This window comes from Rhizobium sp. Leaf306 (assembly GCF_001423425.1).
GTDB lineage: Bacteria > Pseudomonadota > Alphaproteobacteria > Rhizobiales > Rhizobiaceae > Neorhizobium > Neorhizobium soli.
In genome coordinates, this window is record NZ_LMNX01000002.1 from 991,520 (window position 1) to 1,016,588 (window position 25,069).

At 58.7% G+C, this 25,069-nt stretch carries 22 protein-coding genes and 1 tRNA gene; 4 read left to right on the forward strand and 19 right to left on the reverse strand.

Features of this window, described 5'->3' with window-relative positions; translation table 11 throughout:
- Nucleotide 1: 1 nt before the first annotated feature.
- Entirely contained in the window at nt 2-763 is a 762-nt protein-coding gene (locus tag ASG19_RS12525) for a BA14K family protein (protein ID WP_062457250.1), read from the reverse strand.
- A gap of 188 nt (nt 764-951) precedes the next feature.
- Between ASG19_RS12525 and ASG19_RS12530 the strand changes: the two genes are divergently transcribed.
- Nucleotides 952-1,236 (forward strand): hypothetical protein, encoded by a 285-nt coding sequence (locus ASG19_RS12530; RefSeq protein WP_062457253.1) that lies wholly within the window; start codon nt 952-954, stop codon nt 1,234-1,236.
- Between the two features lie 251 nt (nt 1,237-1,487).
- Here the strand turns inward: ASG19_RS12530 and ASG19_RS12535 are convergent, their stop codons facing one another.
- The gene (locus ASG19_RS12535; RefSeq protein ID WP_162238147.1) at nt 1,488-2,507 is read right to left on the reverse strand and encodes a glycosyltransferase family 61 protein; all 1,020 of its coding nucleotides are present in this window, start codon (nt 2,505-2,507) and stop codon (nt 1,488-1,490) included.
- A 425-nt stretch (nt 2,508-2,932) separates the two neighbouring features.
- On the opposite strand from ASG19_RS12535, the gene ASG19_RS23900 reads away from it, so the two are divergent.
- Nucleotides 2,933-3,097, forward strand: a complete 165-nt coding sequence (locus ASG19_RS23900; protein WP_156466487.1) for a hypothetical protein — start codon at nt 2,933-2,935, stop codon at nt 3,095-3,097.
- Nucleotides 3,098-3,766: 669 nt separating this feature from the next.
- Here ASG19_RS23900 and ASG19_RS12540 read toward each other — a convergent pair.
- The 6 genes from ASG19_RS12540 to ASG19_RS12565 form a co-directional block, all read right to left on the reverse strand.
- A tRNA-Lys gene (locus ASG19_RS12540) sits at nt 3,767-3,842 on the reverse strand.
- 182 nt (nt 3,843-4,024) lie between these two features.
- Complete coding sequence (locus tag ASG19_RS12545) at nt 4,025-4,939, reverse strand: PhzF family phenazine biosynthesis protein (protein ID WP_062457259.1); 915 nt, start codon at nt 4,937-4,939, stop codon at nt 4,025-4,027.
- 152 nt (nt 4,940-5,091) lie between these two features.
- Nucleotides 5,092-6,336: a PLP-dependent aminotransferase family protein gene (locus ASG19_RS12550; protein ID WP_062457262.1), complete on the reverse strand. Its 1,245-nt coding sequence runs from the start codon at nt 6,334-6,336 to the stop codon at nt 5,092-5,094.
- Nucleotides 6,337-6,506: 170 nt separating this feature from the next.
- Nucleotides 6,507-7,781 carry a phosphopyruvate hydratase gene (gene eno, locus ASG19_RS12555; RefSeq protein WP_062457265.1) on the reverse strand — a complete coding sequence of 425 codons (1,275 nt, stop codon included), beginning with the start codon at nt 7,779-7,781 and terminating at the stop codon, nt 6,507-6,509.
- Between the two features lie 128 nt (nt 7,782-7,909).
- Nucleotides 7,910-8,755: a 3-deoxy-8-phosphooctulonate synthase gene (gene kdsA, locus ASG19_RS12560; RefSeq protein WP_062457268.1), complete on the reverse strand. Its 846-nt coding sequence runs from the start codon at nt 8,753-8,755 to the stop codon at nt 7,910-7,912.
- 4 nt (nt 8,756-8,759) lie between these two features.
- The gene (locus ASG19_RS12565) at nt 8,760-9,635 is read right to left on the reverse strand and encodes a VOC family protein (RefSeq protein ID WP_062457271.1); all 876 of its coding nucleotides are present in this window, start codon (nt 9,633-9,635) and stop codon (nt 8,760-8,762) included.
- A gap of 192 nt (nt 9,636-9,827) precedes the next feature.
- Between ASG19_RS12565 and lexA the strand changes: the two genes are divergently transcribed.
- Nucleotides 9,828-10,547 carry a transcriptional repressor LexA gene (gene lexA, locus ASG19_RS12570; protein ID WP_062457274.1) on the forward strand — a complete coding sequence of 240 codons (720 nt, stop codon included), beginning with the start codon at nt 9,828-9,830 and terminating at the stop codon, nt 10,545-10,547.
- On the opposite strand, the gene ASG19_RS12575 is transcribed toward lexA, so the two are convergent.
- On the reverse strand, nt 10,528-13,077 hold the full coding sequence (locus ASG19_RS12575) for a ComEC/Rec2 family competence protein (protein WP_082476301.1): 2,550 nt from the start codon (nt 13,075-13,077) through the stop codon (nt 10,528-10,530). The two genes, lexA and ASG19_RS12575, sit on opposite strands and share 20 nt — an antisense overlap.
- 293 nt (nt 13,078-13,370) lie before the next feature.
- Between ASG19_RS12575 and gltA the strand changes: the two genes are divergently transcribed.
- Nucleotides 13,371-14,660 carry a citrate synthase gene (gene gltA / locus ASG19_RS12580; RefSeq protein WP_062457278.1) on the forward strand — a complete coding sequence of 430 codons (1,290 nt, stop codon included), beginning with the start codon at nt 13,371-13,373 and terminating at the stop codon, nt 14,658-14,660.
- Nucleotides 14,661-14,695: 35 nt separating this feature from the next.
- On the opposite strand, the gene lpxB is transcribed toward gltA, so the two are convergent.
- The 10 genes from lpxB to frr form a co-directional block, all read right to left on the reverse strand.
- Nucleotides 14,696-15,874, reverse strand: a complete 1,179-nt coding sequence (lpxB, locus tag ASG19_RS12585; RefSeq protein WP_062457281.1) for a lipid-A-disaccharide synthase — start codon at nt 15,872-15,874, stop codon at nt 14,696-14,698.
- Nucleotides 15,874-16,761, reverse strand: a complete 888-nt coding sequence (locus tag ASG19_RS12590) for an LpxI family protein (RefSeq protein ID WP_062457284.1) — start codon at nt 16,759-16,761, stop codon at nt 15,874-15,876. Before ASG19_RS12590 ends, lpxB begins: the two co-directional genes overlap by 1 nt.
- Nucleotides 16,761-17,576, reverse strand: coding sequence for an acyl-ACP--UDP-N-acetylglucosamine O-acyltransferase (lpxA, locus tag ASG19_RS12595; protein WP_062457287.1), 816 nt, complete (start codon nt 17,574-17,576; stop codon nt 16,761-16,763). The genes ASG19_RS12590 and lpxA overlap by 1 nt, the downstream gene beginning before the upstream one ends.
- The gene (fabZ, locus tag ASG19_RS12600) at nt 17,573-18,037 is read right to left on the reverse strand and encodes a 3-hydroxyacyl-ACP dehydratase FabZ (protein ID WP_062457291.1); all 465 of its coding nucleotides are present in this window, start codon (nt 18,035-18,037) and stop codon (nt 17,573-17,575) included. The genes lpxA and fabZ overlap by 4 nt, the downstream gene beginning before the upstream one ends.
- Nucleotides 18,027-19,094, reverse strand: coding sequence for a UDP-3-O-(3-hydroxymyristoyl)glucosamine N-acyltransferase (gene lpxD, locus ASG19_RS12605; RefSeq protein ID WP_062457294.1), 1,068 nt, complete (start codon nt 19,092-19,094; stop codon nt 18,027-18,029). Before lpxD ends, fabZ begins: the two co-directional genes overlap by 11 nt.
- Nucleotides 19,095-19,145: 51 nt before the next feature.
- Complete coding sequence (bamA, locus tag ASG19_RS12610; protein WP_062457297.1) at nt 19,146-21,509, reverse strand: outer membrane protein assembly factor BamA; 2,364 nt, start codon at nt 21,507-21,509, stop codon at nt 19,146-19,148.
- 196 nt (nt 21,510-21,705) lie between these two features.
- Nucleotides 21,706-22,827 carry an RIP metalloprotease RseP gene (rseP, locus tag ASG19_RS12615; RefSeq protein ID WP_062457300.1) on the reverse strand — a complete coding sequence of 374 codons (1,122 nt, stop codon included), beginning with the start codon at nt 22,825-22,827 and terminating at the stop codon, nt 21,706-21,708.
- Between the two features lie 41 nt (nt 22,828-22,868).
- On the reverse strand, nt 22,869-23,702 hold the full coding sequence (locus ASG19_RS12620; protein ID WP_062457303.1) for a phosphatidate cytidylyltransferase: 834 nt from the start codon (nt 23,700-23,702) through the stop codon (nt 22,869-22,871).
- On the reverse strand, nt 23,702-24,445 hold the full coding sequence (locus ASG19_RS12625; RefSeq protein ID WP_062457306.1) for an isoprenyl transferase: 744 nt from the start codon (nt 24,443-24,445) through the stop codon (nt 23,702-23,704). Before ASG19_RS12625 ends, ASG19_RS12620 begins: the two co-directional genes overlap by 1 nt.
- A gap of 51 nt (nt 24,446-24,496) precedes the next feature.
- Nucleotides 24,497-25,054: a ribosome recycling factor gene (frr, locus tag ASG19_RS12630; RefSeq protein WP_062457309.1), complete on the reverse strand. Its 558-nt coding sequence runs from the start codon at nt 25,052-25,054 to the stop codon at nt 24,497-24,499.
- Nucleotides 25,055-25,069: the final 15 nt, after the last annotated feature.

Sequence of the window (25,069 nt, forward strand, 5' to 3'; positions counted from 1 at the left end):
CTCAGCCGTAGGGGGACTGACACGTGCGGCGCATGCCGCCGTAGGACGTGTAGCTGTTGTCGTTGGCGCGGTATGAACGATATCGCGACAGGCACCACTCCTCGTGCGCCGAATTCCCCATGGATGTTGCGTCGTATGAGGCGTTTTGCGGCGAAGACGAGCGGTCAGTTTCACGCACAAGACGGCCGTCTTGACCACGCCCGATCATCGTGCTCGTGGCGCTGACCTGCTGAACCAGCCCCTGCTCTTCGATGCCGGTGTCTCCGTTGCCAGAAACAATGTTGTCCTGACCATGCGACATGGCGACCGGTGACTGGCAAGCCCGACGCTGGCCACCCCTGTCAGGCTGGTAGGTGTTGTCCTCGAGCCTGTAGGAACGGTAGCGCGCGAAGCACCAGTCGGCATGCGCCTGGTTAACCGATGCATCGGACACAGGATCTACCGACGCCTGGTCCGCCTCATCCAAGGAAGCCGTCTGGACGCCGTCCACCGCATCCGTCGCCTGGTCCTGGGCAGCTACGGGCTGCCCCTGCGCATCCGACGCTGGCAGATCGATCTTTGCGGTCACAGCAGCAATCCGCTCGTAACGCTGATCGCCGCTGCTCACGACCACGGGTGTCGAGGTCCAAAGATCAGGATGGTCAACGTTGGAAAAGCGATGGGGCGCCGGCTCGGCAATGAGATAAGCCGTGGCGGCAACGCCACTCAAGAAGACCGTGACGGCCAAGACAAGCCCGCTCAGAAGTAGAAGGATCGCTTTCACGACGAGGATGCTCCGCAGATTTTCAACATGCGGACAAAATGCATGCGCGCGCAGAGGGTTCCGAACGAATTGCAACCTCGCCCGAGACAAATGCAAGGTGGTACAAAAAAGCCGACATTTGCTCGGCAGGAAGCCCCAGAGTTGCGCCATTCAGATTGTGATAGACTATCATACGGGAGGAGATTCCGATGAGAACCCTGATCGCTGCCTTGGCGGTCACGCTCGCCGCCTTGCCGGCTGAAGCACAGCAGTTTCGCAATACCGAAATCCAGCCAGATGGGACGGGTGGATATTACGGCACCTATGGAAACGAGAATTTCGAGGTAAGGCCACAAGGCGATGGCGTCTCGGGACATATGGGTGGACGCAGACCCGATGTCGTCGAAGAACGGCCCTCACGACGCCCCGGAAGCGTCGGCGCGACGCAGCGAAACTGCGTCGTCGACGGCAACGGAAACGCCATTTGCCGGTGAAACCGGCGTTTGAACATTTCAATGTAAAGAATTGATTTGGTGGGTGATGTAGGGCTCGAACCTACGACCCGCTGATTAAGAGTTATATTGTTTGTTGCCGTTGTTAATAGGTTAAACTGCACCCTTATCCGAGATTAAGGAAGCACCGTAAGCGCTACCCCAGACGCCATGGCGCCTTTGCCGATTTCGCGAGAAGCCGAGGCTTCAGGTGCAAAGATAGTAAGTTCTTTGAGAACGGCGTGGACTCAGAGTTAAGACGCAGGCTTGAGCAAATCGTCAACAGCTTTAGTGATCTTGTCCCACTGCACATAATAGGCATCGCTAGAGACTTCAGGACGCATTTCTCCGACAACAGCGCCATAGTACGCCTTTGCTAATGATGCGCTTCTGCCCATGCACCAATTGAAGTGGTTCGGGCTCTGGAACTCGAGGATCCGCGCACCCGGCTTGCAGAAGATTACGTTCGTCAGGCCAGCGCCGTGCGGTCCAACGATGTAATCTGCGCTCGCCATTGTGTTGATCTGAAATGCAAGATCCTTTCCGGTGAAGGAAACAATCTCAAATCCTCGCTGTTTCAGGTAGCTTTCGATACCTTCTTCATTGACCAGTCTCCGATTCTGCGTGTCCGATCGGCTTATGTAAACGCGGCTGGCGTACGCACCGGGGCCCTGATAGCGCTGCTTCAGCGTGCGGAATGCTTCGACTGTGACTGGGTGAATATCCAGCCCTTCCGAACCTCGCTGATGTGGGAACAGAAGCTTCCGCACTTTCACAGATCCGTTTCCCGAGATCCGAACCACTTTCAGCCCGAGCGCTTCAGCTACCACTTCAGCACTGGCTGCATGATAGGGCGCTGTAAATGCAGGCAGTAAAACGACCGGTCGATCGCCCTTCCACAGATCCAGCAATCCGCTGTTCATTTTCGCAACGAAGAAGTGCAGCCAGTGATAGATATTTTCGGAGACACCGCCGAACGCATGAAGGGCGGTGTCTATCTCAAGAGTCGGCTCAACGTCTCGCATCCAGTAAGCATGTCCGTCGCCGCCATCCGCCATAGATGTTTCCCGATAGAATGGGAAATGGAACAGGCTTTCACCTGCGATCCTGCCATCTTTCTCTATGACTGCATAAGGTGTGCGCAGAGTGACGTCAGACAGCTCGATGAGGTCAATCTGCTTGGCGGTGTAAGCGTTCTCGTGATGGGTGCCAAATATATGGGGAAGGGCTTCGACCCGCGTCTCCGCCGCGAAGGAATGGACGGCTTCAGCCATGTCGTAAGCCGACTTCCGTACGAACTCTTTGTCTTCGGGCAAGCTCTGCAACATCGTCTTGATGCCAGCCGCTGGATCTCCAACTAAATTCCCACCTAGCACTACCCGATTTAGTGGATGCGGAACCCATTTGAATGCGGCTGTATCGCGACCACTCTCCGCAAGGAACAATAGAACGTCGCCCCTTATCTCCCATCTACGCTCGTTCGGATGATCATACCCAACTATACGACCATTGGAGGCAAGCTTTATTAGCTTCCCCGCATGGTCAAAGGTGTGAGAGTAGCGCCAAATTCGGTCGACAAAGTCACTCGGTTGCATCAAAGTTCCCACTTCCATCTAAGCGATAACTTGCGGAATAGGGAACTCATTGCAAGCCTGGTCTGCACTAACCACACCTGTTTGCTACTAAGGAGAAACGAAAGATGGCTGATGCTCATTCACTCATGAAAGATGAAGCTGATCTTCAGGGCTTCAAAAAGAAGCTTGAGCTGGCTGAGACGATCAGCGAGATAAAAGCGGTTATTGCCGCCATCTTGGATCATAGGCTAGCTGAACTTAGGCGCGAGGCTTACGAGGCACCTATTTAAGCGCTTCAAAACTCAGCTTCAAACTTTAACTTGAAGCGGTCTGCTCGTTCTTGACGACCGAGTTGACAATCTTCTTCTATCGCTACGACCCACTTTTGCGCGGCAACGAGAAGGGCCAGCCATTCCCAATCCGCACTTCCTTAGGGCGTCGACTACCACAAGAGGCTTCGGGTTTCTTACGTTCACCGACACAAACGGAATCGAAGGCACCAAGGAGGAATCAGTCTCTCTATTGAGGCGGCTATCTGGCTTGGTGTAGCAAAGCTGAGGTAAGCGGTTCCCCGGCAACTATACCGGATGGTATGATGTACCATTGCCGGGACAGGACATCGTAGGCAGCCAACGGATGCACCTCACATCAGATCACGTTCATTCACTGCCTCCAATGCTACAGCATTTCGCAAAAACTGGCGAACTCCCTACCCCCATTGAAACAAGGAACGGGGGTGCAAAATGACCTTACCCTACATCTACGCATGGAACCGCCAGGGTGGAAAGGGTCAGCACTGCGAAGTGCTGGACAGAGGCACCATGAACAGCTGCTGCACGCGCTTTTCCGCCGGTTACACGATGGCATCCAGCGCAATGCTATACGACGCGTAACGCAGTCGTAAATGTCTAATGTTTTGTTTAAAATTCTTGGGAAGAGCTGGTCTGCAACGGTTCGAATGGTGGGTGATGTAGGGCTCGAACCTACGACCCGCTGATTAAGAGTCAGCTGCTCTACCAACTGAGCTAATCACCCGTAACCGGTTTGGCGAAGCGTCGTTTCCGCCGGTGTGTGGGCCGTATAAATGGGAAGTTTGGGCTTGTCCAGCACCTCCGGCGAAATTTGTTGGATCAGCAGCTTCTTTTTTGCGCGAGCGAACTGCCTTTGCAAGGATATCCGGACTTATAGTAACAAAATCAGAGGTTTGAGAATTTCGACTAGATTTCGATAACGCCTTCGGCAAGTCGGATCGCTTGTCCGCCGATCCGGGCTTTTGCAATGGCCCCTTCCTGCACATCGATATGGAGATGGATAAAGGACGGCCGTCCCATCTCGACGCCTTGCTCGATGAGAAGAGGGTGATGCCCATCCGGCGGGCCGTCGAAATGATGGATCGCGCCGGACAATGCCGCTACCGCCCCACCCGTGGCTGGGTCTTCAGCGATGCCCATATCCGGCGAGAACATCCGGGCATGAAATTTCGCCTGATGATGGACGCCGCCGCGGCAATAGACATAGGCTGAAGCGAGCGCACCCTCGACGAAAGGAGCGACCTTCTCCCAAAGCGGGGCATCGAATTCCATGTCCTGGACAGCTGCAAGATTGTGCAGCGGGATCATCAGGAAAGGCACACCGGCGCTCCAGATCGACGCAACGTGGTTTTCGAACCCGATATCCGTCAACTCGACGCCGAGCGCGTCCGCGATGCCCTGACGGTTCAAGGCAAGGTCGATCCGCTGCGACTTCTTCGGCAGATCGAATTCGGCGAAGCCCACCTCCCCCTGGCGCAGACGCACGGCGCACCGAACCGGACCGACCGCTTCCTCGAGAACGCAGACCAGATCGAGATCGCTGTCGCGGCCATGGGTGCGCTCGGCAAGGGCAATGGCCGTTCCGACCGTCGGATGGCCGGCGAAAGGAAGTTCCCGGCCCGGTGTGAAGATTCGCAGCTTTGCCGAATGGGTGGTGTTTGTCGACGTCTGGACGAACACCGTCTCCGAGAGGTTCATCTCCTTCGCGATCGCCTGCATGGCGCCATCGTCGAGCCCGTCTGCATCGAAGATGACCGCAAGCGGATTGCCGGAAAGTTTGGTGTCGGTGAAGACGTCGTAGATGCTGTAGGGACGCGCCAATGCAAACTCCTCCTCATATACCGGGCGCAAAACTGCCCGAGGGCGTCCGATGGCGCAACCCCTGATCAACGTCACCGGCTGGTGATCTGGCTACCAACAGCATGCGAGAAAAGCGAACCATCCCCGGCTCGCCTCTCTCAGAGCATCGCTACTCAGATGATCGGGAGCGCTTCGTGCTCGCGGGTCTCGGCATTGCCGATCAGTCTTCCGAGCCGCTTGATGCCTTCGTCGATCATCTCGTCGTTGGCGCAGGAGAAGCTGATGCGCAGCGTGTTGGCGTTGCTGCCGTCGGCGTAGAACGCCTTGCCGGGCACGAAGGCGACCTTTTCGGTTGCCAGCGACTTTGCCAGTAATTCGGCACCGTCCATGCCCTCAGGCAGCGTCAGCCACACGAACATGCCGCCTTCGGGCTTTGTCCAGGTCGTTCCCTTCGGCATGTATTTCGCAAGTGCCGCCAGCATGGAATCGCGGCGGCTGCTATAGACCCGCTTGATCTTGGCAACCTGTTCATCGAAACCGCGCGAAGCGACATGCTCGATGGCGATCTGGTTGATCGTCGACGAGTGCAGGTCGGCCGCCTGTTTCAACAACACCAGTTTGCGGATGACCGGCATCGCTCCGATGACGAAGCCGACGCGCAGACCGGGTGCGAGCGTCTTGGAAAAGCTGCCGCTGTAAATCGTGCGGGTCTTTTCGATACCGCCGCTGCGGGCAATGTCGAGCGCAAGGATCGGCGAAACCGGTTCGCCATCGAAGCGCAGGTTCTGGTATGCGGCATCTTCGAGAATCGCGATATCGAGTTCGTCTGCCAGTGCCAGAAGCTTTTCGCGGCCTGCGAGATCGATCGTCTCGCCGGTCGGATTGGAGAAGTCGGCGGACAGATAGGCAAACTTCACCGAGCCACCGGCTTTCGACGCCGTCTCGCGATAGGCTTCCGGCGTGCGGTTGCCGTTGACCGAGAGCTGATCGTAGGTCGGCTCATAGGCATTGAACGCGGAGAGCGCACCGAGATAGGTCGGCCACGTGACGAGCGCCGTATCATTCGGCGACAGAAACAGTTTGCCGAGGTAATCGAGCGCCTGCTGGGAGCCTGACGTGATGAAGACGTTGTCGGCGGTACAGTCGATGCCGATCTTGGCGACATCGGCGACGATCCAGTCGCGTAGCGGCTTGTAGCCTTCGCTGACCGAATACTGCAGCGCCGAGTTCACTTGAGCGCCTGAGAAGATATCCGCATAGGCCTTCTGGAATTCCTCGGCCGGAAACAATGCCGGATCCGGAATGCCGCCGGCGAACGAAATGATGTCCGGCTGCTCCAGCAGCTTCAGCAATTCGCGGATTTCGGAGGCTTTCATGCGGCTGGAGCGCGTCGAGAAAATATGGTCCCAATCAAGCACGGGCGTTTCCTTTTATTTCAATATTCTTGGCTTCGGTTTACATAAGTTCCGACAGGTCAACAATGCTGACCTATCGGTTTTCGGTACGGTGTGATCACGAATTGTAAAACGCAAAAGCCCGCGCTGGTGGCGCGGGCTCTCGGACAGTCTGCCTCAGTCGACCGGAATGATCAGGCCTTGAGGATCGAGCGGCCCGCGTAGGCGGCCTGAGGACCCAGCATTTCCTCGATACGGATCAGCTGGTTGTACTTGGCCAGACGATCGGAGCGCGACAGCGAACCGGTCTTGATCTGTCCGCAGTTCGTGGCAACTGCGAGATCGGCGATCGTCGAGTCTTCGGTTTCGCCCGAACGGTGCGACATGACGGCCGTGTAACTCGCCTTGTGTGCCGTCTCGACAGCATCGAGCGTTTCGGTGAGCGAGCCAATCTGGTTGACCTTGACGAGGATCGAGTTGGCTGTGCCCTGGCGGATACCGTCGCGCAGTCGGGCCGAGTTGGTCACGAACAGGTCGTCGCCGACGAGCTGGACCTTGGAACCGATCTTGTCGGTGAGATACTTCCAGCCGGCCCAGTCGTCTTCCGACATGCCGTCTTCGATCGAGATGATCGGGTACTTGCCGGCAAGTTCTGCCAGGTAATCCGCCATTGCTTCGGGCTCGAGCGAGCGGCCTTCGCCTTCCAGCTCATACTTGCCGTTCTTGAAGAACTCGGTGGCTGCGCAATCAAGCGCCAGGTGGACGTCATCGCCCGGCCGGTAGCCCGCCTTTTCGACCGACTTCATGATGAAGTCGAGGGCTTCCGGCGCGCTCTTCAGGCCCGGTGCGAAACCGCCTTCGTCGCCGACATTGGTGTTGTGGCCCTGCGCTGCCAGTTCCTTCTTGAGGACGTGGAAGATTTCTGCACCCATGCGCACGGCATCCTTCAGCGTCTCAGCGCCGACAGGCATGATCATGAATTCCTGGAAATCGATCGGGTTGTCGGCGTGAGCGCCACCGTTGATGATGTTCATCATCGGGACCGGCAGAAGATGGGCGGAGGCGCCGCCGATATAGCGATAGAGCGGCAGGCCGGACGATTCGGCGGCGGCCTTGGCAACAGCAAGCGAGACGCCAAGAATGGCGTTGGCGCCGAGACGCGACTTGTTCGGGGTGCCGTCAAGCGCGATCAGGGTCTTGTCAATGTGGATCTGGCTTTCGGCATCGAAGCCGCCGATCGCATCGAAGATCTCGGTGTTGACGGCTTCAACGGCCTTTTCGACGCCCTTGCCACCGTAGCGCTTGCCGCCATCGCGAAGTTCGACGGCTTCATGCGCACCCGTGGAGGCACCGGACGGAACCGCGGCGCGGCCCATCGAGCCGTCTTCCAGATAAACATCCACCTCGACGGTCGGATTGCCACGGCTGTCCAGAATTTCGCGAGCGATGATGTCGGTAATGGCGGTCAAGGGTCTCTCCTCGGTTGGTGTGCGAGCCTGAATTCGCAGGCTCAGCGAACAGGCGTGTCATCGACATTGTGCGATCGTCGATGACACGCGGATTACAATCCAGTCAATTCGGCGGTTTTTCGACGCCGTCAGCCTTTTGCAATGGCATCGAAGGCCAGCAGCTTTTCCAGAAGGCGCGGCATGTCCTTCAGGTGGACCATGTTCGGACCGTCGGACGGTGCGTTGTCAGGATCTTCGTGGGTTTCGATGAAGACGCCGGCAACGCCGACGGCGACGGCTGCCCGCGCCAGCGTTTCGACAAATTCGCGCTGGCCGCCGGAAGAACCGCCCTGGCCGCCCGGCTGCTGAACGGAATGGGTCGCATCGAAGATGACAGGGCTTCCGAGAGACGCCATGATCGGCAGCGAACGCATGTCGGAGACAAGCGTATTATAGCCGAACGAGGCGCCGCGCTCGCACAGCATCACATTCGGATTGCCGCTTTCGAGGAACTTCGCCTGAACGTTCTTCATGTCCCAGGGCGCCAGGAACTGGCCCTTCTTCACGTTGATGGCGCAACCCGTCTTTGCGGCCGCGACGAGCAAGTCGGTCTGGCGCGACAGGAAGGCGGGGATCTGCAGGATATCGATCGTATTGGCCACGAGGCCGCACTGCTCTTCCGTGTGGATGTCGGTCAGAACCGGAAAGCCGTATTCCTTCTTGAGATCGGCAAAGATTGCCATCGCGTTGTCCAAGCCGATGCCGCGCTTGCCGGAGATCGACGTGCGGTTGGCCTTGTCGAAGGAGGATTTGTAGACGAGGCCGATGCCGAGCTTCTTGCAGAGTTCGACAAGCGTACCCGCGATCATGAAGGCGTGATCACGGCTTTCCATCTGACAGGGACCGGCAATCAGCGAGAGCTTTGCCGTGTTGGAAAAAACGACTTTCGAACTCCCCTCGCCCACGGACACTTCAGAATTGGCGGAGACTGTCATTTCACTATTCCTCGAAACCGAAAACCACACCTTGCCCCGGGGCTGCCGACACGATCACGCGGCCATCCCTGCGGATGAATGCGACGTCATTAGCAGCAAGGGTGATCTCTGTCACGGCGAGATCGGTGGTCTTGAAGATGATCCCGCGCGCAGCGAGGCGCGACGATAACAAGGGCTTCATCGAAGACCGGAACTCGTCGCTGAACGTGTCGTTGGATTGAATGCGGATGCTGGCATTGGCAGCTTCGAGCCGCAGACCGTCTTTCCCTTGCTCGGGTTGCGTCTCGAACACGGTTTCGAAAAGCGGCAGAAACTTCAGCGGGTCATCTGCAGAAAATACGATCTCTCGAAGGCCTGTAACGGCGTTTGCGTGCTCATCAAGACCACCGCGATCTGCCGGTAATGCGGCCATTCGCTGGCAGGAAAACAGCAAGATGTCATCGACCTCGGGAACTGCCGCGAACGCCAGACGGAATGAGACTTCGCCCTCCCTACCATCGGGCAACTGCATCGGGCGGGAGAATTGAAGCATCTCGCCTACAGACATGTGCCCGTCCACAAAACGGATATGATCGGCCGCTGCATCCTGCGTCCCGACGACCACCGCCGATAGACCTTCCCTTTTCCGCTGGCCGCGAAAGCGGATGTCGCGATCGGTGAACACGTTGCCTCGTTTTGCCGCAAGCGAGGCTTGCCGACGGTTAACAATGGCCAGTGGCTCGAGGTACGAGCCATCCGCGAAGAATATGCAGGCATTGGCTGTGCCGAAAGGGTGAACACCTTCAGGTGCCACAGTAAAGCCGAGAGCGGTCAACCTCCCCCGCGCTGACGCCAGATCTGCAACGGGCAGAACCAAATGATCGACTGACTTGTTACCCACTTACACCCCCAAAGTCTTATTCCGCAGAACATTGGCTATCGCGGGAAACTCGGCAAGTGCTGCGCACGAACTGAATACGTGATCGAACGCTGAAATGAGACTATTCTTGAGCAGAAATTTGGGGCTTGCGGAACACAGATAGAACATATAGCGTCCGTTCTGCATTTGTTTCCAATTCTGAGGGTCCCGTCCATGCTGACACGCAAGCAACAGGAGTTACTTCTGTTCATCCACGAGCGGATGAAAGAATCAGGCGTGCCGCCGTCGTTTGACGAAATGAAGGACGCTCTCGACCTTGCATCGAAGTCCGGCATCCATAGGCTGATCACCGCGCTCGAGGAGCGTGGCTTTATTCGCCGTCTGCCGAACAGAGCACGCGCGCTCGAAGTGATCAAGCTGCCTGACGCCTATGTGGCGAACCTTCATCCGCGACGGGGATTTTCTCCCAGTGTCATCGAGGGAAGCCTCGGCAAAACGCAACCGGTCGTCGCTCAGAAGCCGGCGCCGGTCATGGCGGACAATCCGTTCTCGACAAACATTCCGGTCATGGGTCGAATCGCTGCCGGCGTGCCGATCTCCGCGATCCAGAACAACACCCATGACATCGCCGTTCCGATCGAGATGCTGGGTTCCGGCGATCATTACGCGCTCGAAGTGAAGGGCGATTCGATGATCGATGCCGGCATCCTCGATGGCGATACCGTCATCATCAAGAATACCAGCACCGCAAGTCCAGGCGATATCATCGTTGCCCTGGTCGATGAGGAAGAAGCGACCCTGAAGCGGTTCCGCCGCAAGGGTGCCTCGATCGCACTGGAAGCGGCAAACCCGGCTTACGAGACCCGCATCTTCCCGCCCGACCGGGTGAAGGTCCAGGGCAAGCTTGTCGGCCTTATTCGCCGCTACCATTGAGAACGCTGTCATCCCGGAGATGCGCAGCAACAGCCTCCGGGATGCCAAAGTCGAATTGTCGCGTTCGCCAGTCATAGAACCGGTGGACGGTCCACGGACGGCTTGAGGTCTGTGCGCTGTCTCGCATCGCCGCCGTAATCTTGATGTCTGGCGCTGTCGCGTTCGGAATAATGGTGATTTCCAGTGCGCCAGTCCGGCGCAACGTCCGCCCGCTGAGAAGCAAGGCGCCGGAGCGGCAAGTATCGAAGCGTGCGCCGGGCGAGACGATGATCCGACCGACATCGCAGGCAAGACCGGTGTATCGGTTGTCTTCGACGGTGACGATCCGGATGTCCTGAGCAGTCTGCGCCGCGCACAGGATTTTCGGCAGACAGGCGAATCGTCCGGGCTTCAATGCTTGAAGAAAACCCCTGACATATTCGATTTCCCGGCGCGTCAAATCCGGTCGCGAATGTGGTCCAGGTGGTCTGTCATCGCTTTTCGCAAGGCTGGCACCTCGCGCTGGTTCCGAAGAGGCAAGAACCGGCAAGGCGAGCGGTTGTTCTCCGGTCTCAAGCACCAGCGCTCGCCGCCATTGATCGTAGATAAATCCCGGCGGTCGGGTTCGATTGAGGGTGATCTTGTCATCCTGGATCACGCCGACCGATGCGCCGTCTTCGGATATGACGATATCAGGCCTCGGCGCCGAGCCTGAGCGGACCGCAAAGAGCAAAGCCACCGCCATGAACAGCGCGCCTGTCAACCTCAGCGGCGTGCGCAGCAGCGTCAGAAGCAGAAAGCCTGCCGTCGCCAGAGGCAGGAAAAGCGGGTTCTGCCGGCCGATGGCAATATCGCCGCCCCATGCGGCGACGATCTCGGCAATGCGAATGACGATCCGCAGCCCCTCGCCCATGATGAACAGAACGGGAGCATCCAGCCCGAACGGCATCAGCAGCATGGCCACGAGACCTGCCGGCATCACCACGAAGGAAATGATCGGCATGGCCGCGAGATTGGCCGCGAGGCCGTAGGTGGTCAGATGGTGGAAATGCTCGATCGAATAGATCGACGTCGACGTACTGCCGATCAGCGACGTCACCACGATCCCGGCAATGAAATGCAACGTCGCCGCAATACCCGTTATCCAACGGTTGCTACCTTTTGTCTCCTCCTTTCCTTTCGCGAAATATCGCGTCCAGAGGGCGAACCCTGCCACCAGTGCCGCGGTTGCCGCAAACGACATCTGGAAACTCGGACCCAGAATCTCCGACGGCGAGATGGCGAGGATGATGATTGCCGAAAGGGCGACGTTGCGAAGGCTGATGGAGGGTCGATCGACGAGCACGGCGACCAGCATCACCGCCATCATGATATAGGCCCGCTCGGCGGAAACCCCGAACCCGGAAATCAGGTAATAGGCGGTCGCCATGACAAGCGCACCGAACGCGGCAAACTTCTTGATCGGATAGGCCTGCGCAAAGCCTGGAAACAGCGACAGGACGGAGCGAACGCCGACGAAGAAGATACCGGCTGCCAGCGCCATGTTGAGGCCTGAGATCGCGACGATATGGGCCAGTCCGGACAGACGAAGCGCCTCGGTCGTCTCACGGGAAATTGCACGGCGCTCGTCGGTCACGATTGCGGCAGCAAAAGCGCCCGCATCCCCCTTGACCGTATCGCGGATGCGATTGCCGATTGCGCTGCGAAGCGCAAAAAGCCCTCGCTGCATGTCCGACCATAACCCGGGTTGGTCATCGATCGCCGGTTGTACGCTAGGCGCGCCGTAAAAGAAGCCAACGGCCCCGATTTGATCGAAGTAGGAGGAGAAGGCGAAATCGTTCAATCCGGGAAGCGCCGGGCCAGAGGGTGGCGACAGACGGGCACGGCCGGAAACGCGCTCTCCGATGTCTGCAGGTTCGTGTTGGCTTCTGGCAAGAACCGAGACGCGCTGTGGCGGTCGTGAAAGCGAGGGCTCAGATGTCTGCTCGATCCTGAGGATATAGCGCCAGCGGCGCTGTGCATCGGCTTCGCGTCGTTCGACTATCCCGCTGATAGTCGTCGTGGCGGGCGAATCGAGCACGACCGTCGAACACCGCCACGTTTCGAGCGCTGCCAGCGCAGAACCGGAGAGAAGCATGCAGAGTACAAGGTTGGCACGAGACAGTGGATGCGCGCGATACCGTGTCAGCCCTGCGGTCACCATCGAGATCGCAAGCATGGTTGCGAGAATGAATGGCGATGGCGTCCAAGGAAGTGCGAACCAGATCGCAGCGCCGGCACCCAGCAAGACAGGCAGGAAGAGGAACCCATGACCGTGGGAAACCTCCTCGCTCAACGACGTGCACAGCCATTTGGAAACGGGCCGGTCTCTGACCACGTATACCCTGAAAACATCCTCGGAATGATGGTCGTTTCGACCATCATTCCGGACTTCCGCGGGCATTGTCTGCGATGCCGATTCGGGCATCCAGAGTGCGATCGCGTGCGGTGTCGAAGCAAGCATCACCGGCTTGCTGATGGCTGCCTTAAAAATCGCTCCGCCATTCGCCATGATGGTTTATCCCGCCGGCTCCGCTGCAGAGACGGTGATTGATAAACGCAACCTGCGCGTTTATATTCTCCTCGTCAACACATTCGCCAAGCTGCGGTTTTCCTTCACGTTACGGCCTCTTACACCATGAGGTTGGGCATCTTTTAAACGTGGCCTGCCTAAATTATTTTCGCGCTGCACAAAATGTCGCAGGAGCGCTTGGCATCACCTTTAGGATCATATAGCTAACTTGCGACGCTTAACTCTTATGGCGCTTTCTGGGCGCCATGCCGCCAACAGGTTGGAGGATCAGAATGACGGAACAAAGCGCAAATCTCGTACTTGGTGATAAGACAGTCGACCTCTCGGTGCGATCGGGCACGATTGGGCCGGATGTTATCGATATCGCAGCCCTGTACAAGCAAACCGGTGCCTTCACCTACGACCCCGGCTTCACGTCGACTGCATCCTGTGAATCCAAGATCACCTATATCGACGGCGACAAGGGTGTTCTCCTGCACCGCGGCTACCCGATCGAGCAGCTTGCTGAACAGGGTGACTTTCTGGAAACCTGCTATCTGCTTCTCTATGGAGAACTGCCGACGGCTGCCCAGAAGAAGGACTTCGATCATCGCGTAACCATGCACACCATGGTCCACGAGCAGATGAGCCGCTTCTTCACCGGCTTCCGCCGCGATGCGCATCCTATGGCCGTCATGTGCGGTTGCGTGGGCGCTCTCTCGGCCTTCTATCACGATTCCACCGACATCACCGATCCGCACCAGCGGATGGTTGCGTCGCTGCGCATGATCGCCAAGATGCCGACGCTCGCCGCCATGGCCTACAAGTACCATATCGGCCAGCCCTTCGTGTATCCGCAGAACGACCTGGATTACGCCTCCAACTTCCTGCGCATGTGCTTTGCCGTGCCGTGCGAAGAATACAAGGTCAACCCGGTCCTGTCGCGCGCCATGGATCGCATCTTCATCCTGCATGCGGATCACGAACAGAACGCGTCGACCTCGACGGTTCGCCTTGCAGGTTCCTCGGGTGCAAACCCGTTCGCCTGTATCGCTGCCGGCATTGCCTGCCTCTGGGGCCCCGCTCACGGCGGCGCCAACGAAGCAGCGCTCAACATGCTGACCGAGATCGGGACCGTCGACAAGATCCCGGAATACATCGCCCGTGCCAAGGACAAGAACGATCCGTTCCGTCTGATGGGCTTTGGTCACCGCGTCTACAAGAACTACGATCCGCGCGCCAAGATCATGCAGAAGACCACGCATGAAGTGCTGGCGGAACTCGGTCACAAGGACGATCCGCTTCTGCAGGTCGCCATGGAACTCGAGAAGATTGCTCTGACGGACCCCTACTTCATCGAAAAGAAGCTGTACCCGAACATCGACTTCTATTCGGGCATCACCTTGAAGGCGATGGGCTTCCCCACGACGATGTTCACCGTTCTGTTCGCGCTTGCGCGTACCGTCGGCTGGATCGCCCAGTGGGCCGAAATGATCGAGGATCCGCAGCAGCGTATCGGTCGTCCGCGCCAGCTCTATACCGGCGAAGCGCAGCGTGACTACACGCCCGTTTCGAAGCGCTAGGCGCTGAATTAGGCTTTGCGAAAAGAAAAACCCGTTCAGCGATGAACGGGTTTTTTGTTGTCTAACAGTTCGAGTACCGCACCTGCTGCGGCCTCTCCAGGCGGAACAGGGACGTCCAGTCTCTGCCAGGCAAGTGCGAAACCGTCGAGCATCGCACGGCGCTCCGGCGTGTCGGCGGACAGACGTTCCGCCCAGCGGCTGAGGCTTCCGGGTCGCACGACCTCGTTGACATATTCGGGAACGACCGGGTAGTCGGCGATCAGGTTCGGAAGTGCGCCGGTCCAGATCTTGATGCGGCCGGCCAGAAGCTTGATCAGCCAGTCTGTCTTGTAGGCTGAGACAACGGGAACCGTCGCAAGCCCCAGTTCCAGGATAACCGTGCCGGAAGCGGCCAGCGCCACGTCCGCCTCTGCGAAGGCAGCCCATTTTCCGGCTGTATCAGTGGTAATCTCGACATGAACCGGCAGATCTGCGGCCATCTTACGCACCAGTTCTTCCCGGCGCGGTACCGTCGGAAGCAGGAACCGGGTCTCACCATTGCGATCCGCAAACTCGCGCGCAGCCTCGCCGAACACGGGTAGGAGTGCCTTGATTTCGGCTGAACGGGAGCCCGGAAGCAAGAGGATCGTCTTCTTGTCGGCGGAGGTCTTGACCGGCCTCTCGGCGCGCGCAGCACGGACCCTCAGGAGATCCGCATCATTGGTCAGCCGGTGGCCGACGAACACTGTCTGCGGACCCTCCAGCCTCCGCATCGCTTCCGGCTCGAACGGAAGGACGGCAAGAACGAGGTCGACATAGGAGAGCATCGCCTTGGCACGATATTCCTTCCAGGCCCAGACACTCGGACAGACATAATCAACGATCGGCAGATCCGGCAGGGCCGCCCTCACCTTTCTTGCCACTCGGTGGGTAAAGTCAGGGCTATCAACGATGACAAGCACATCGGGCTTTGCGGCGACGATCGCAGCCGCCGTCTGGTTGATGCGACGGATCAGGTTGGGAAGACGCGCGAGCACCTGGGTGATGCCCATGATCGACAATTCGGAGAAATCGAACAGCGACTGAAGGCCTTGGGCCGACAGTGCATCACCGCCCACCCCGATCAGTTCGACGGGACCGGCGTAGGACGCCTTCAGTGCTGCGATGAGGTCTGCCCCTAAGAGATCGCCCGACACTTCGCCGGCGATGATCGCAACCTTCAAACCTTGGTTCATCACAATCCTCTCGACGGAAGGGCCTGATCGATGCCGCAGACGAAAATGCCGTGGGCGTCAGCAGCTTTGATCAGCTTTGCTTCTTCCAGCACCAGCGCCCTGCCCGCTTCCACGGCGATCCCCGCCAGCCCGGCCGCGACGGCATGTTCGACGGTGGATGGCCCGATGGTAGGCAGGTCCGCGCGCATATCCTGGTGGAGCTTGCAGAGCTTCACGAGCACGCCCTTGCGGCGCGTGGAAATACGTCCCTCGGCGCGCAGTTCGGCAACGCGCTGCATCATCCGGTCAGTTCCCTCGACACCTTCGAGTGCCACAACGCGGCCGCCGACGCTGACAGCGCCCTGGCCAATATCGAGATTGCCGAGCGCACTCGCAGCCTCGACACCGCGTTCGATATCGCGCAGATCGTCACCGCTTGGAGACACTTGGCCAAGCGGACCGACCTTCGCCAGCAGGCCCGGCGCGATGTCGTGGGCACCCAGAACTTCGCAACCCATGGCCTCGATCAACTTGATCACCATCTGCAGCACTGCGTCATCGCCGGCTGATAGCAGCGTGCGTACGACGGAGGGCAATTTGATCAGGGTCTTGAAGGTCGGATGAATGTCGCGCCATTCGGGGCGCCTTGCGACGCCGCCCGACATCACGACGCGACGGATGCTTCTTTCGCGAAAACTCTTCTCGATCCCTGAGAGATCGCCGACGCCCAGCGACACATGGTCGAACCCGTCAAAGCGATGATCCGCCTCATCCTTCAGCTGGATAATGAACGGATCTTCGCCTGCACCACGTGCGGCATCCGCTAGGTAGACCGGCAAAAAGCCTTTACCGGCGATAATCGCCAGCCGGCCCTCTCGCGCTTGGCCAGGGGCGCCGGCCGCGACCATCAGCCCTTCCTGCGGAAAGGCGATGAGATCGCGCGGTCACTATCGGCTGTGATGAAATCGATGATTTCCATGGCCTCCGGGCAATCTGCAAACTCGTCGCGGATCGCTGCGGCATTGGCGCGAACATTTGCCTCGCCTTCGAAGATCTTCTTGAATGCGCGACGAACGATATGGATCGTTGCGCGATCAATGCCGGCGCGGGTCATGCCGACGACGTTCAGGCCACCCAGAAGACCGGGATTGCCGTTCAGCATGCCGAACGGAATGACGTCGTAGTTGACGGCGGAAAGTCCACCGATGAAGGCTTGCCGACCGATGCGGGTAAACTGGTGAACGGCGCAGCCACCGCCCAGGATCGCACGATCGGCGACCTGCACGTGACCAGCCAGCATCACGTTGTTGGACATGATGATATGGCTGCCGAGCTGGCAATCATGCGCGACGTGCGAATTTGCAAGGAAAAGGCAATTGTCACCAACGACCGTCTTGCCACCACCGCCCGTCGTACCGGTGTTCATCGTCACGCCTTCGCGCATCGTGCAGTTATCGCCAATGGTCAGGCTCGAATCCTCACCGGCTTCGTGAAGGCTCTGCGACACACCACCGATGACCGCCATCGGGAAGATCCGACATCCCTTGCCGATCTCGGTTTTGCCACTGACGACCGCATGCGAGATGAGCTCGACATTGTCCTTCAGCACCACGCGCGGGCCGACATGGGAGAACGGTCCAACGACGACGTTCTCGCCAATCACGGCGCCATCCTCGACCACGGCCGAAGGGTGGATGCGCGCGCTGGCCGAGATCATGCTCATTCGCTTTCCTTGCGCATCATGGCGCCGATATCGGCTTCCGCAACCAGCTGACCATCGACCTTGGCGTCACAATGAAACTTCCAGATATTGCCGCGCTGCTTCTGCTTCACGACATGAAATTCCACGCGGTCACCCGGCACGACCGGCTTGCGGAAACGCGCGTTGTCGATCGTCATGAAGTAGACGAGATTGCCAGCCCCACCCTGCTTGCGCGCACAGATCGCGCCGGCAGTCTGTGCCATACCCTCGACGAGAAGAACGCCCGGCATAATCGGCTGCTCGGGAAAATGACCGGTGAAATGCGGCTCGTTTGCCGTCACGTTCTTGATGCCAACAGCCGAGCTGTCGCCATCGATCTCGATGATCTTGTCGACCAGGAGAAACGGGTAGCGATGCGGCAGAAGGCGCATGATTTCCTGAATGTCGGCCGCGCCGAGCTCCGGCTTGGTCTCATCCGTCATTTTTCTTATCTCCTCGGCGTTTCGCCCGGTCATCGGAACGCGACATGATCTCCGCCATGTCTCTCAAAAAGTCTTTTATCGGCCGCGCCGGAATTCCGCCATAGGTCTGCCCGGCCGGGATATCGGCGACCACGCCGCTCATTGCTGCGATCTGCACGCCATCACCGATCGAGATGTGACCGTTAACGCCGCTCGCACCACCGATCATCACGCCATTGCCGATACGGGTCGATCCGGCAATGCCGACGCCCGACACGATACCGCAATGGCGACCGATGCGGACGTTATGGCCGACCTGAACCTGATTGTCGATCTTGGTGCCCTCGCCGATCACAGTGTCATCCATCGTGCCGCGGTCGATCGTCGTATTGGCGCCGATCTCGACATGATCCTGGATGATGACGCGCCCAACCTGCACGATCTTTAGCATGCCTTTCGGACCGGGCGCATAACCGAAGCCGTCCTGACCGATGCGGGCGCCATTGTGGATGATGACGTTGTTGCCGATCAGTGCCGACAGCACGCTGGCGCCAGAGGCGATCGTGCAGTCGCGGCCGATCTTCACGTCAGCACCGATCACGGCGCCGGCAGCAATCCGTGTGCCGCTGCCGATTTCGACACGCGCACCGATCACCGCCATGGGCTCGATCTCGACACCAGGCTCGAGTCTCGCCGTCGGATCGACAAAGGCCGCGGGAGAAATGCCGGACTGCGATGTTACCGGAGATGGACGAAGCGCTATGGGATGCAGAAGCGCGCCGGCCTCTGCGAAAGCCGTATGCGGCTTCTTCGTCGCAAGCACCGGAATGTGATCTGGAATGATGGATTTCAGGCTTGGATCGCAAAGGATAGCCGACGCTTCGCAGGTCTCGAGATCGGCGCGGCTTTTCCTGGAGAGGATGTAGCAGATATCGCCTTTGCGCGCACGCGCGACGGGCGAGACAGACCGTACCAGTTCGTCACCGGCACGCTCGTCAAGCAGTTCAACCCCAAGATGGGCGGCCAGCTCGCGCAGGCTCACGCCATCATGAGGCGGGAAAAATTCGTTATGGTCCATGAACCCTGAGCTCCAGAACAGGTTTCCGGCCGCTTTCGCGGCCGGAGACGATCAGAACTGGTTCGCCATGCTGAAGCGGAACTGCTGCTTCTCGTCGAAGTCTTCCTTGACGACCGGCTCGGCGTAATCGACGCGCAGGTTGCCGAAAGGCGAAGCCCACATGACACCGACGCCAACCGAGGCGCGGATCGACATGTCGGTGCCGTTGACCTTGTCACCGAAAGTCTTGGCGTCATTGCCGAACAGCGAACCGGCGTCAGCAAAGACAGCGGCACGGAAACCGACATCTTCCGGGACAAGCGGCATCGGCATCGTCATTTCAGCCGACGCATTGAAGTAGCTCGTGCCACCAAGAGCATCGCCATGGGCGTCCGTGCGCGGACCGATACCGTCGTTCTTGAAGCCACGGATCTGACGACCGCCGATCGTGAACTGATCGAAGACGTTCAGATCGTCGCCGGTCTTGAACACATGACCACCACCGACGGCAATCGAACCAACCAGATCGGCTTCGGTCGAAAGAAGGTGGAAGTAACGGGCGCGGGCTGTGACCTTGTAGAAGTCGGAGTCGCCACCGAGGCCGGCATATTCATGCGTGAAGGATGCAAACAGACCTTCACGTGGAAGCGTCTGGCTGTCCAGCGAGTTGTAGACCAGCGACTGCGAGACCGAGGACTGGGTGTATTCACCCTTGTCAATCAGGTGGGCGTAAGTCTTGGAGACTTCGTCGTCAGCATTGTAAGGTATGCCGTCGTCACCAAAGGCGCCGTCTTCTTCGTAGTCGATCGTCTTGTAGGTGTAGCGGAACGTCGTCGCCAGCTCTTCGGTGATCGGCGCCGTCACACGCAGGGTGATGCCCTGTTCGCTATAGTCGTAGTAATCGTTCGAAGAGGTCGTGCTCTTGAAGATGTCGAAGCCGGCAGCAAGACGGTAACCGAGGAAATAAGGCTCGGTGAACGAGATGTTGTAGCTACGAGCGTCGTCCGTACCGGCACCTGCCGCAACGCGGATGTACTGGCCACGACCGAGGAAGTTCTTTTCTTCGATGGATGCTTCGAGAAGGAAGCCGTCACCGCCAGCAGCGTAACCTGCACCGATACCGAACGAACCGGTTGGCTGATCTTCGACGTCCACGATCACGACGACACGGTCGGCAGAGCTGCCCTGCTGCGTCGTCACGTTGACGGTGGTGAAGTAGCCAAGCGCCTCAAGACGCTTCTTAGCGCGGGCAATCATCCCCTGATTGAACGCATCGCCTTCGGAGAAGTCGAACTCGCGGCGAATAACATAGTCGCGGGTGCGGGTGTTGCCGCGAACCTCGATACGCTCGACATAGGCGCGCTCGCCCTGGTCGACCATGTAGGAGACGCCGATCGTGTGGTTTTCAAAGTTGCGATCGCCGCGTGGCGTGACACGCGCAAACGGATAGCCGGCAGACGAGACGCGCTTCGAAATCGCATCCATCGTCTTCTGGATTTCACGGGCATCGTAGGTGCTGCCGGAATTGGTCTCGACGAGACCCTCCAGGTCCTGACCGGAGATGCCTTCTACCGTCGATTCAACGGCAATGTTGCCGTACTGGTAGCGAGCACCTTCCTCAACCGTGAAGGTGATGTTGTACTGGTTAGTCGACTCATCAAGAACCGCCTGCGACGACACGACCCGGAAATCCGGATAGCCGTGGTTGTAGTAGAACTGGCGGAGCGTGTCTTCGTCAGCACGCAGCTTATCTTCGCTGTAGACATCCTTGCGGGTCAGGAAAGACAGAGGACCGGATTCTTTGGTGATGATCGTCGACTTCAGACGACCGTCGCCATAGGCCTGGTTTCCAACAAAGGTGATGTTGGCAATCTTGGTGCGGTCACCTTCGTTGATGACGAAGGCAAGGTTGACGCGGCCCTGGCCGACATCGGCGGTCTGCGTCGTGACTTCAACGTCGCTACGACCAATCGCGCGATACGATTCGCGGATGCGCTCGATGTCGGCGTTGATCATGGACTGGTTGTAAGGGCCAAGTGGCTGCGTCTGAACGGCGCCAGCGAGCTTGTCGTCCTTGATCTTGCGGTTGCCGTTGAAGACGACCTGGTTGATCAGCTTGTTTTCGCTGACGGTAACGACAAGCGCGCTACCGGAAACGCTGATGCGGACATCGGAGAAAAATCCGGTCGCATAGAGACGCTTCACAGACTCGTCGATGTCGCTCGCGGCGAATGCAACGCCGGGACGGATTGTAAGGTTCGAACGGACAGCTTCTTCGCCGGCGCGCTGAGCGCCGCGGACCTGTACGCTACGAATGGTAGCTGCCTCGGCAGCGGGAGCAGAGGCAAGCACCAGCACACCGGCGCCCGACGCAACAACACTAGCAGACAGCGCAACCGCCGACACTGCGTTCAAGAACTTTGAACCAGCCTTCATTTTCACTTCTTACCTTTTCCCGTTGTCCCTTGGCGGGTGAACCCGACTCCGGCCACGTGTGTCGTTTTACCTGCTTTTGCCCTACAAGCAAGATATCGCGTTAATTTCTATTTACTTCCTTTCGATGCGTGGCCATATCGCCACGCACCACATGCAAACATGGTAAATAAAGGGTTATTTCAACGATCTCACGGGGTTAACCGATGAGATTACTGATGTCGTTGAATGTCGCAAACACCATCAGGCTGAGCACCATGGCCAGTCCGATCCGGAATGCGATCTCCTGAGCACCAGACCCCAGCGGCTTGCCTCTGATGGCCTCGATTGCATAAAATACCAGATGCCCTCCGTCCAGAACAGGAACCGGCATCAGGTTCAACAATCCAATGGAAACTGACAGTACGGCTGCCAGCTGAACAACGGCGGCAAAGCCGAGGCTCGCCATCTGGCCAGATGCCTGCGCGACCCTGACAGGACCGCCCAGCTGATCAGCCTTCATGCGACCCGTCACGAGGTTGCCGATGTAGCGGAATGTGCCGGTGACGATATTTCCGGTTTCCTTGACCCCTTCCGCCACTGCCTCGAGGGGCGAGAAGGTTTCGGTCCTGAAATTGCCCAGCTGTTCGTTGGTGACGATGCCGATCAGGCCGAGCTCGACCTTGTTGCCGAACTGGTCGGTGATCTCACTGCGCTTTGGCACCATAGGCAGGTCGATGTCCTGCCCGTTGCGTTCAACGGTGACGGTGATCGGGGTTTCCGGACGCACGCTGACATAGCGGCGGACGTCGTCGAACGTCTTGATGCGACTGCCATCGAGCGCGACCAGACGGTCCCCCGTCTGCACACCGGCTTCTGCAGCGGCGCTGTCAGGCCTCACTTCGGCGACGACGGGATCGGCGATGACCTTTCCGTAAACGCTGAACAGGACGGCGAAGATCGCGATCGCCAGAATGAAATTGGCAATCGGTCCGGCAGCCACGGTCGCCGCGCGTTTCCACAGCTTGGCCCCGGCCAGCGTGTGAGCCTTGTCCGCCTCGGTCATATGCGAGACGCTTTTGGCATCGGGCATGCTCGCGACATCGTCGTCGCCAAAGAATTTCACATACCCACCAAGCGGAATCGCAGAGATCTTCCAGCGTGTGCCGCGTTTGTCCGTAAACCCGATCAGTTCCGGTCCGAAGCCGACGGAAAATGCAGTCGAGCGGATGCCGCACCAGCGGCCGACAAGGTAGTGGCCCATTTCGTGCACGAAGACGAGCAGCGACAGGACGAGGATGAAGGGGATGATGTAACCCGTAACGAAGGTCAGGATGGCCATTTCAGTTTCCGGTTTCCAGCGGTCGCAAGGACCGACATTTATCAGAGGCCGAAAAGATAGGCCGCGACGCTTGCGTCAACATGGCTTGTCCAGGCGGCGTGCGCAAGTGTGAGAAGAAACGCCGCGAAACAGGCAAAAACGAGACCGTCGACGCGATCCATCACACCACCGTGGCCGGGGATGAGATGGCTGGAATCCTTCACGCCGAATCGGCGCTTGATGAAGGATTCGAAGAGGTCACCGATCTGGCTCGCGACAGACAGAATGAGCGCCATGAACGCCGTCCACAGCGAGAAGTCCGAAAACACAACACCACTCAGCGCAGATCCGGCGATGACGGCGGAAACAGTACCGCCAATCGCGCCGGACCATGTCTTGCCGGGCGAGATTCGTGGCGCGAGTTTCGGCCCCTTCAGTTTGCGGCCGATGAAATAGGCGAGAATGTCCGTGGACCAGACGACGGCGAACAGAAACAGCATCGCCATCAGGCCGATCTGGTTCTCACCCCGGATCGCGGCAATGGCGATCGTACTCAAGCCTGCGTAGAGGATGCCTGATGGCAGCCACCAGCTACGCTTTCGCAGAACGACAAACAGCATGGCTGTTATCACGCCGCCGCCAAGGAGCGGCATCGACATCTGGTCGTCACCGCCGAGAACATTCAAAGCGACAAGGACGACGATCAGCCAACCGAAGGCGTTGCCCTGGAAATCCACGTCCTTCAATCGAGTGATCGTGGACCATTCGTAATAGACGAGTACGCCGATCACGGCTGCGACGGCCCGGAATGGGAGACCACCTGCCCAGGTCGCGGCCAGGACCACGATGGCAAGCACGATTGCCGACAGAAGACGCTTCTTCAATTCTCCCGACATCAGCCGACGACCGCGGTGGGAGTGGCCGACACGGCGCCGAACCGGCGGTCGCGAGAGGCGTAGACCTTGAGGGCCTGGAAGAAGAGCTGCTTGTCGAAATCCGGCCAGTATTCGGGAATGAACAGGAACTCCGAATAGGCTGCCTGCCAAAGCAGGAAGTTCGAAAGCCTTTCTTCGCCGCTGGTGCGGATGATCAGGTCCGGGTCTGGAATATCGGCGGTGTCCAGACGCCCGCAAATCATCGCCGCATCGATCGCCTCTGGATCGAGAAGGCCTGCGCGCACGTCCTTTGCCAGGCTCACCGTCGCACGGACGATCTCGTCACGCGAGCCATAATTGAACGCGATCACAAGTGTCAGCGCGGTGTTGTTGCGCGTCGTCTCCTCGGCCTCCAGAAGCAGAGGAAGAAGATCGCCGCGCAGCTTGACGCGGTCGCCGATGATGCGGATGCGAACATTGGAATGATGCAGTTCGGCGAGGTCGCGACGGATGAAGCGGCGCAGAAGCCCCATCAGGTCGTTCACCTCGGCTTCCGGACGGCTCCAGTTCTCCGACGAAAAGGCGAACAGGGTGAGATACTCCACACCCGCCTCGCCTGCCGCCTTCACCGTTTCGCGAACGGCTTCCATCCCTTTGCTGTGGCCAACGGTACGGGGAAGCCCACGCTTGTTGGCCCACCGTCCGTTGCCATCCATGATGATGGCGACATGCCGAGGGATGATCGCAAGTTCGGGGGTCGCCATAATCGATGCCGTTCCTTTCGCAGCCGCAACGTTGCGGCGTCGCGGAGCAGGTTATACCTGCATGATTTCCTTTTCCTTGTCGGCAAGCAAGCGGTCGACTTCGGAAATCGTGTCATCCGTCATCTTCTGCACTTTTTCCGACTGGGCGCGACTTTCGTCCTGGCCGATGGAACCGTCCTTCTCGGCCTTCTTGAGCCCGTCCATGCCGTCACGACGGACATGGCGAGCCGCAACCTTGGCTTTTTCGCCGTATTCGTGGGCAAGCTTCACCAGCGACTTGCGGCGCTCTTCGTTGAGCTCCGGCAGAGGAATACGCAGGTTCTGGCCATCGACGATCGGGTTGAGGCCGAGATTCGATTCGCGGATTGCACGATCGACAGCACCCACCATTGACTTGTCCCAGATCGAGACGCCCAGCATGCGCGGCTCGGGAACCGTCACGTTTGCAACCTGGTTGAGCGGCACGCGCGAACCATAGGCTTCGACCGTGACAGGGTCGAGGATGTTTGCGGAAGCACGGCCCGTGCGCAGCGATGAGATGTCGCTCTTGAAGGCCGTGATCGCGCCGTCCATACGGCGCTTGATGTCGTTGAGATCTACTCCACTCATCAGCAGGAACTCCCT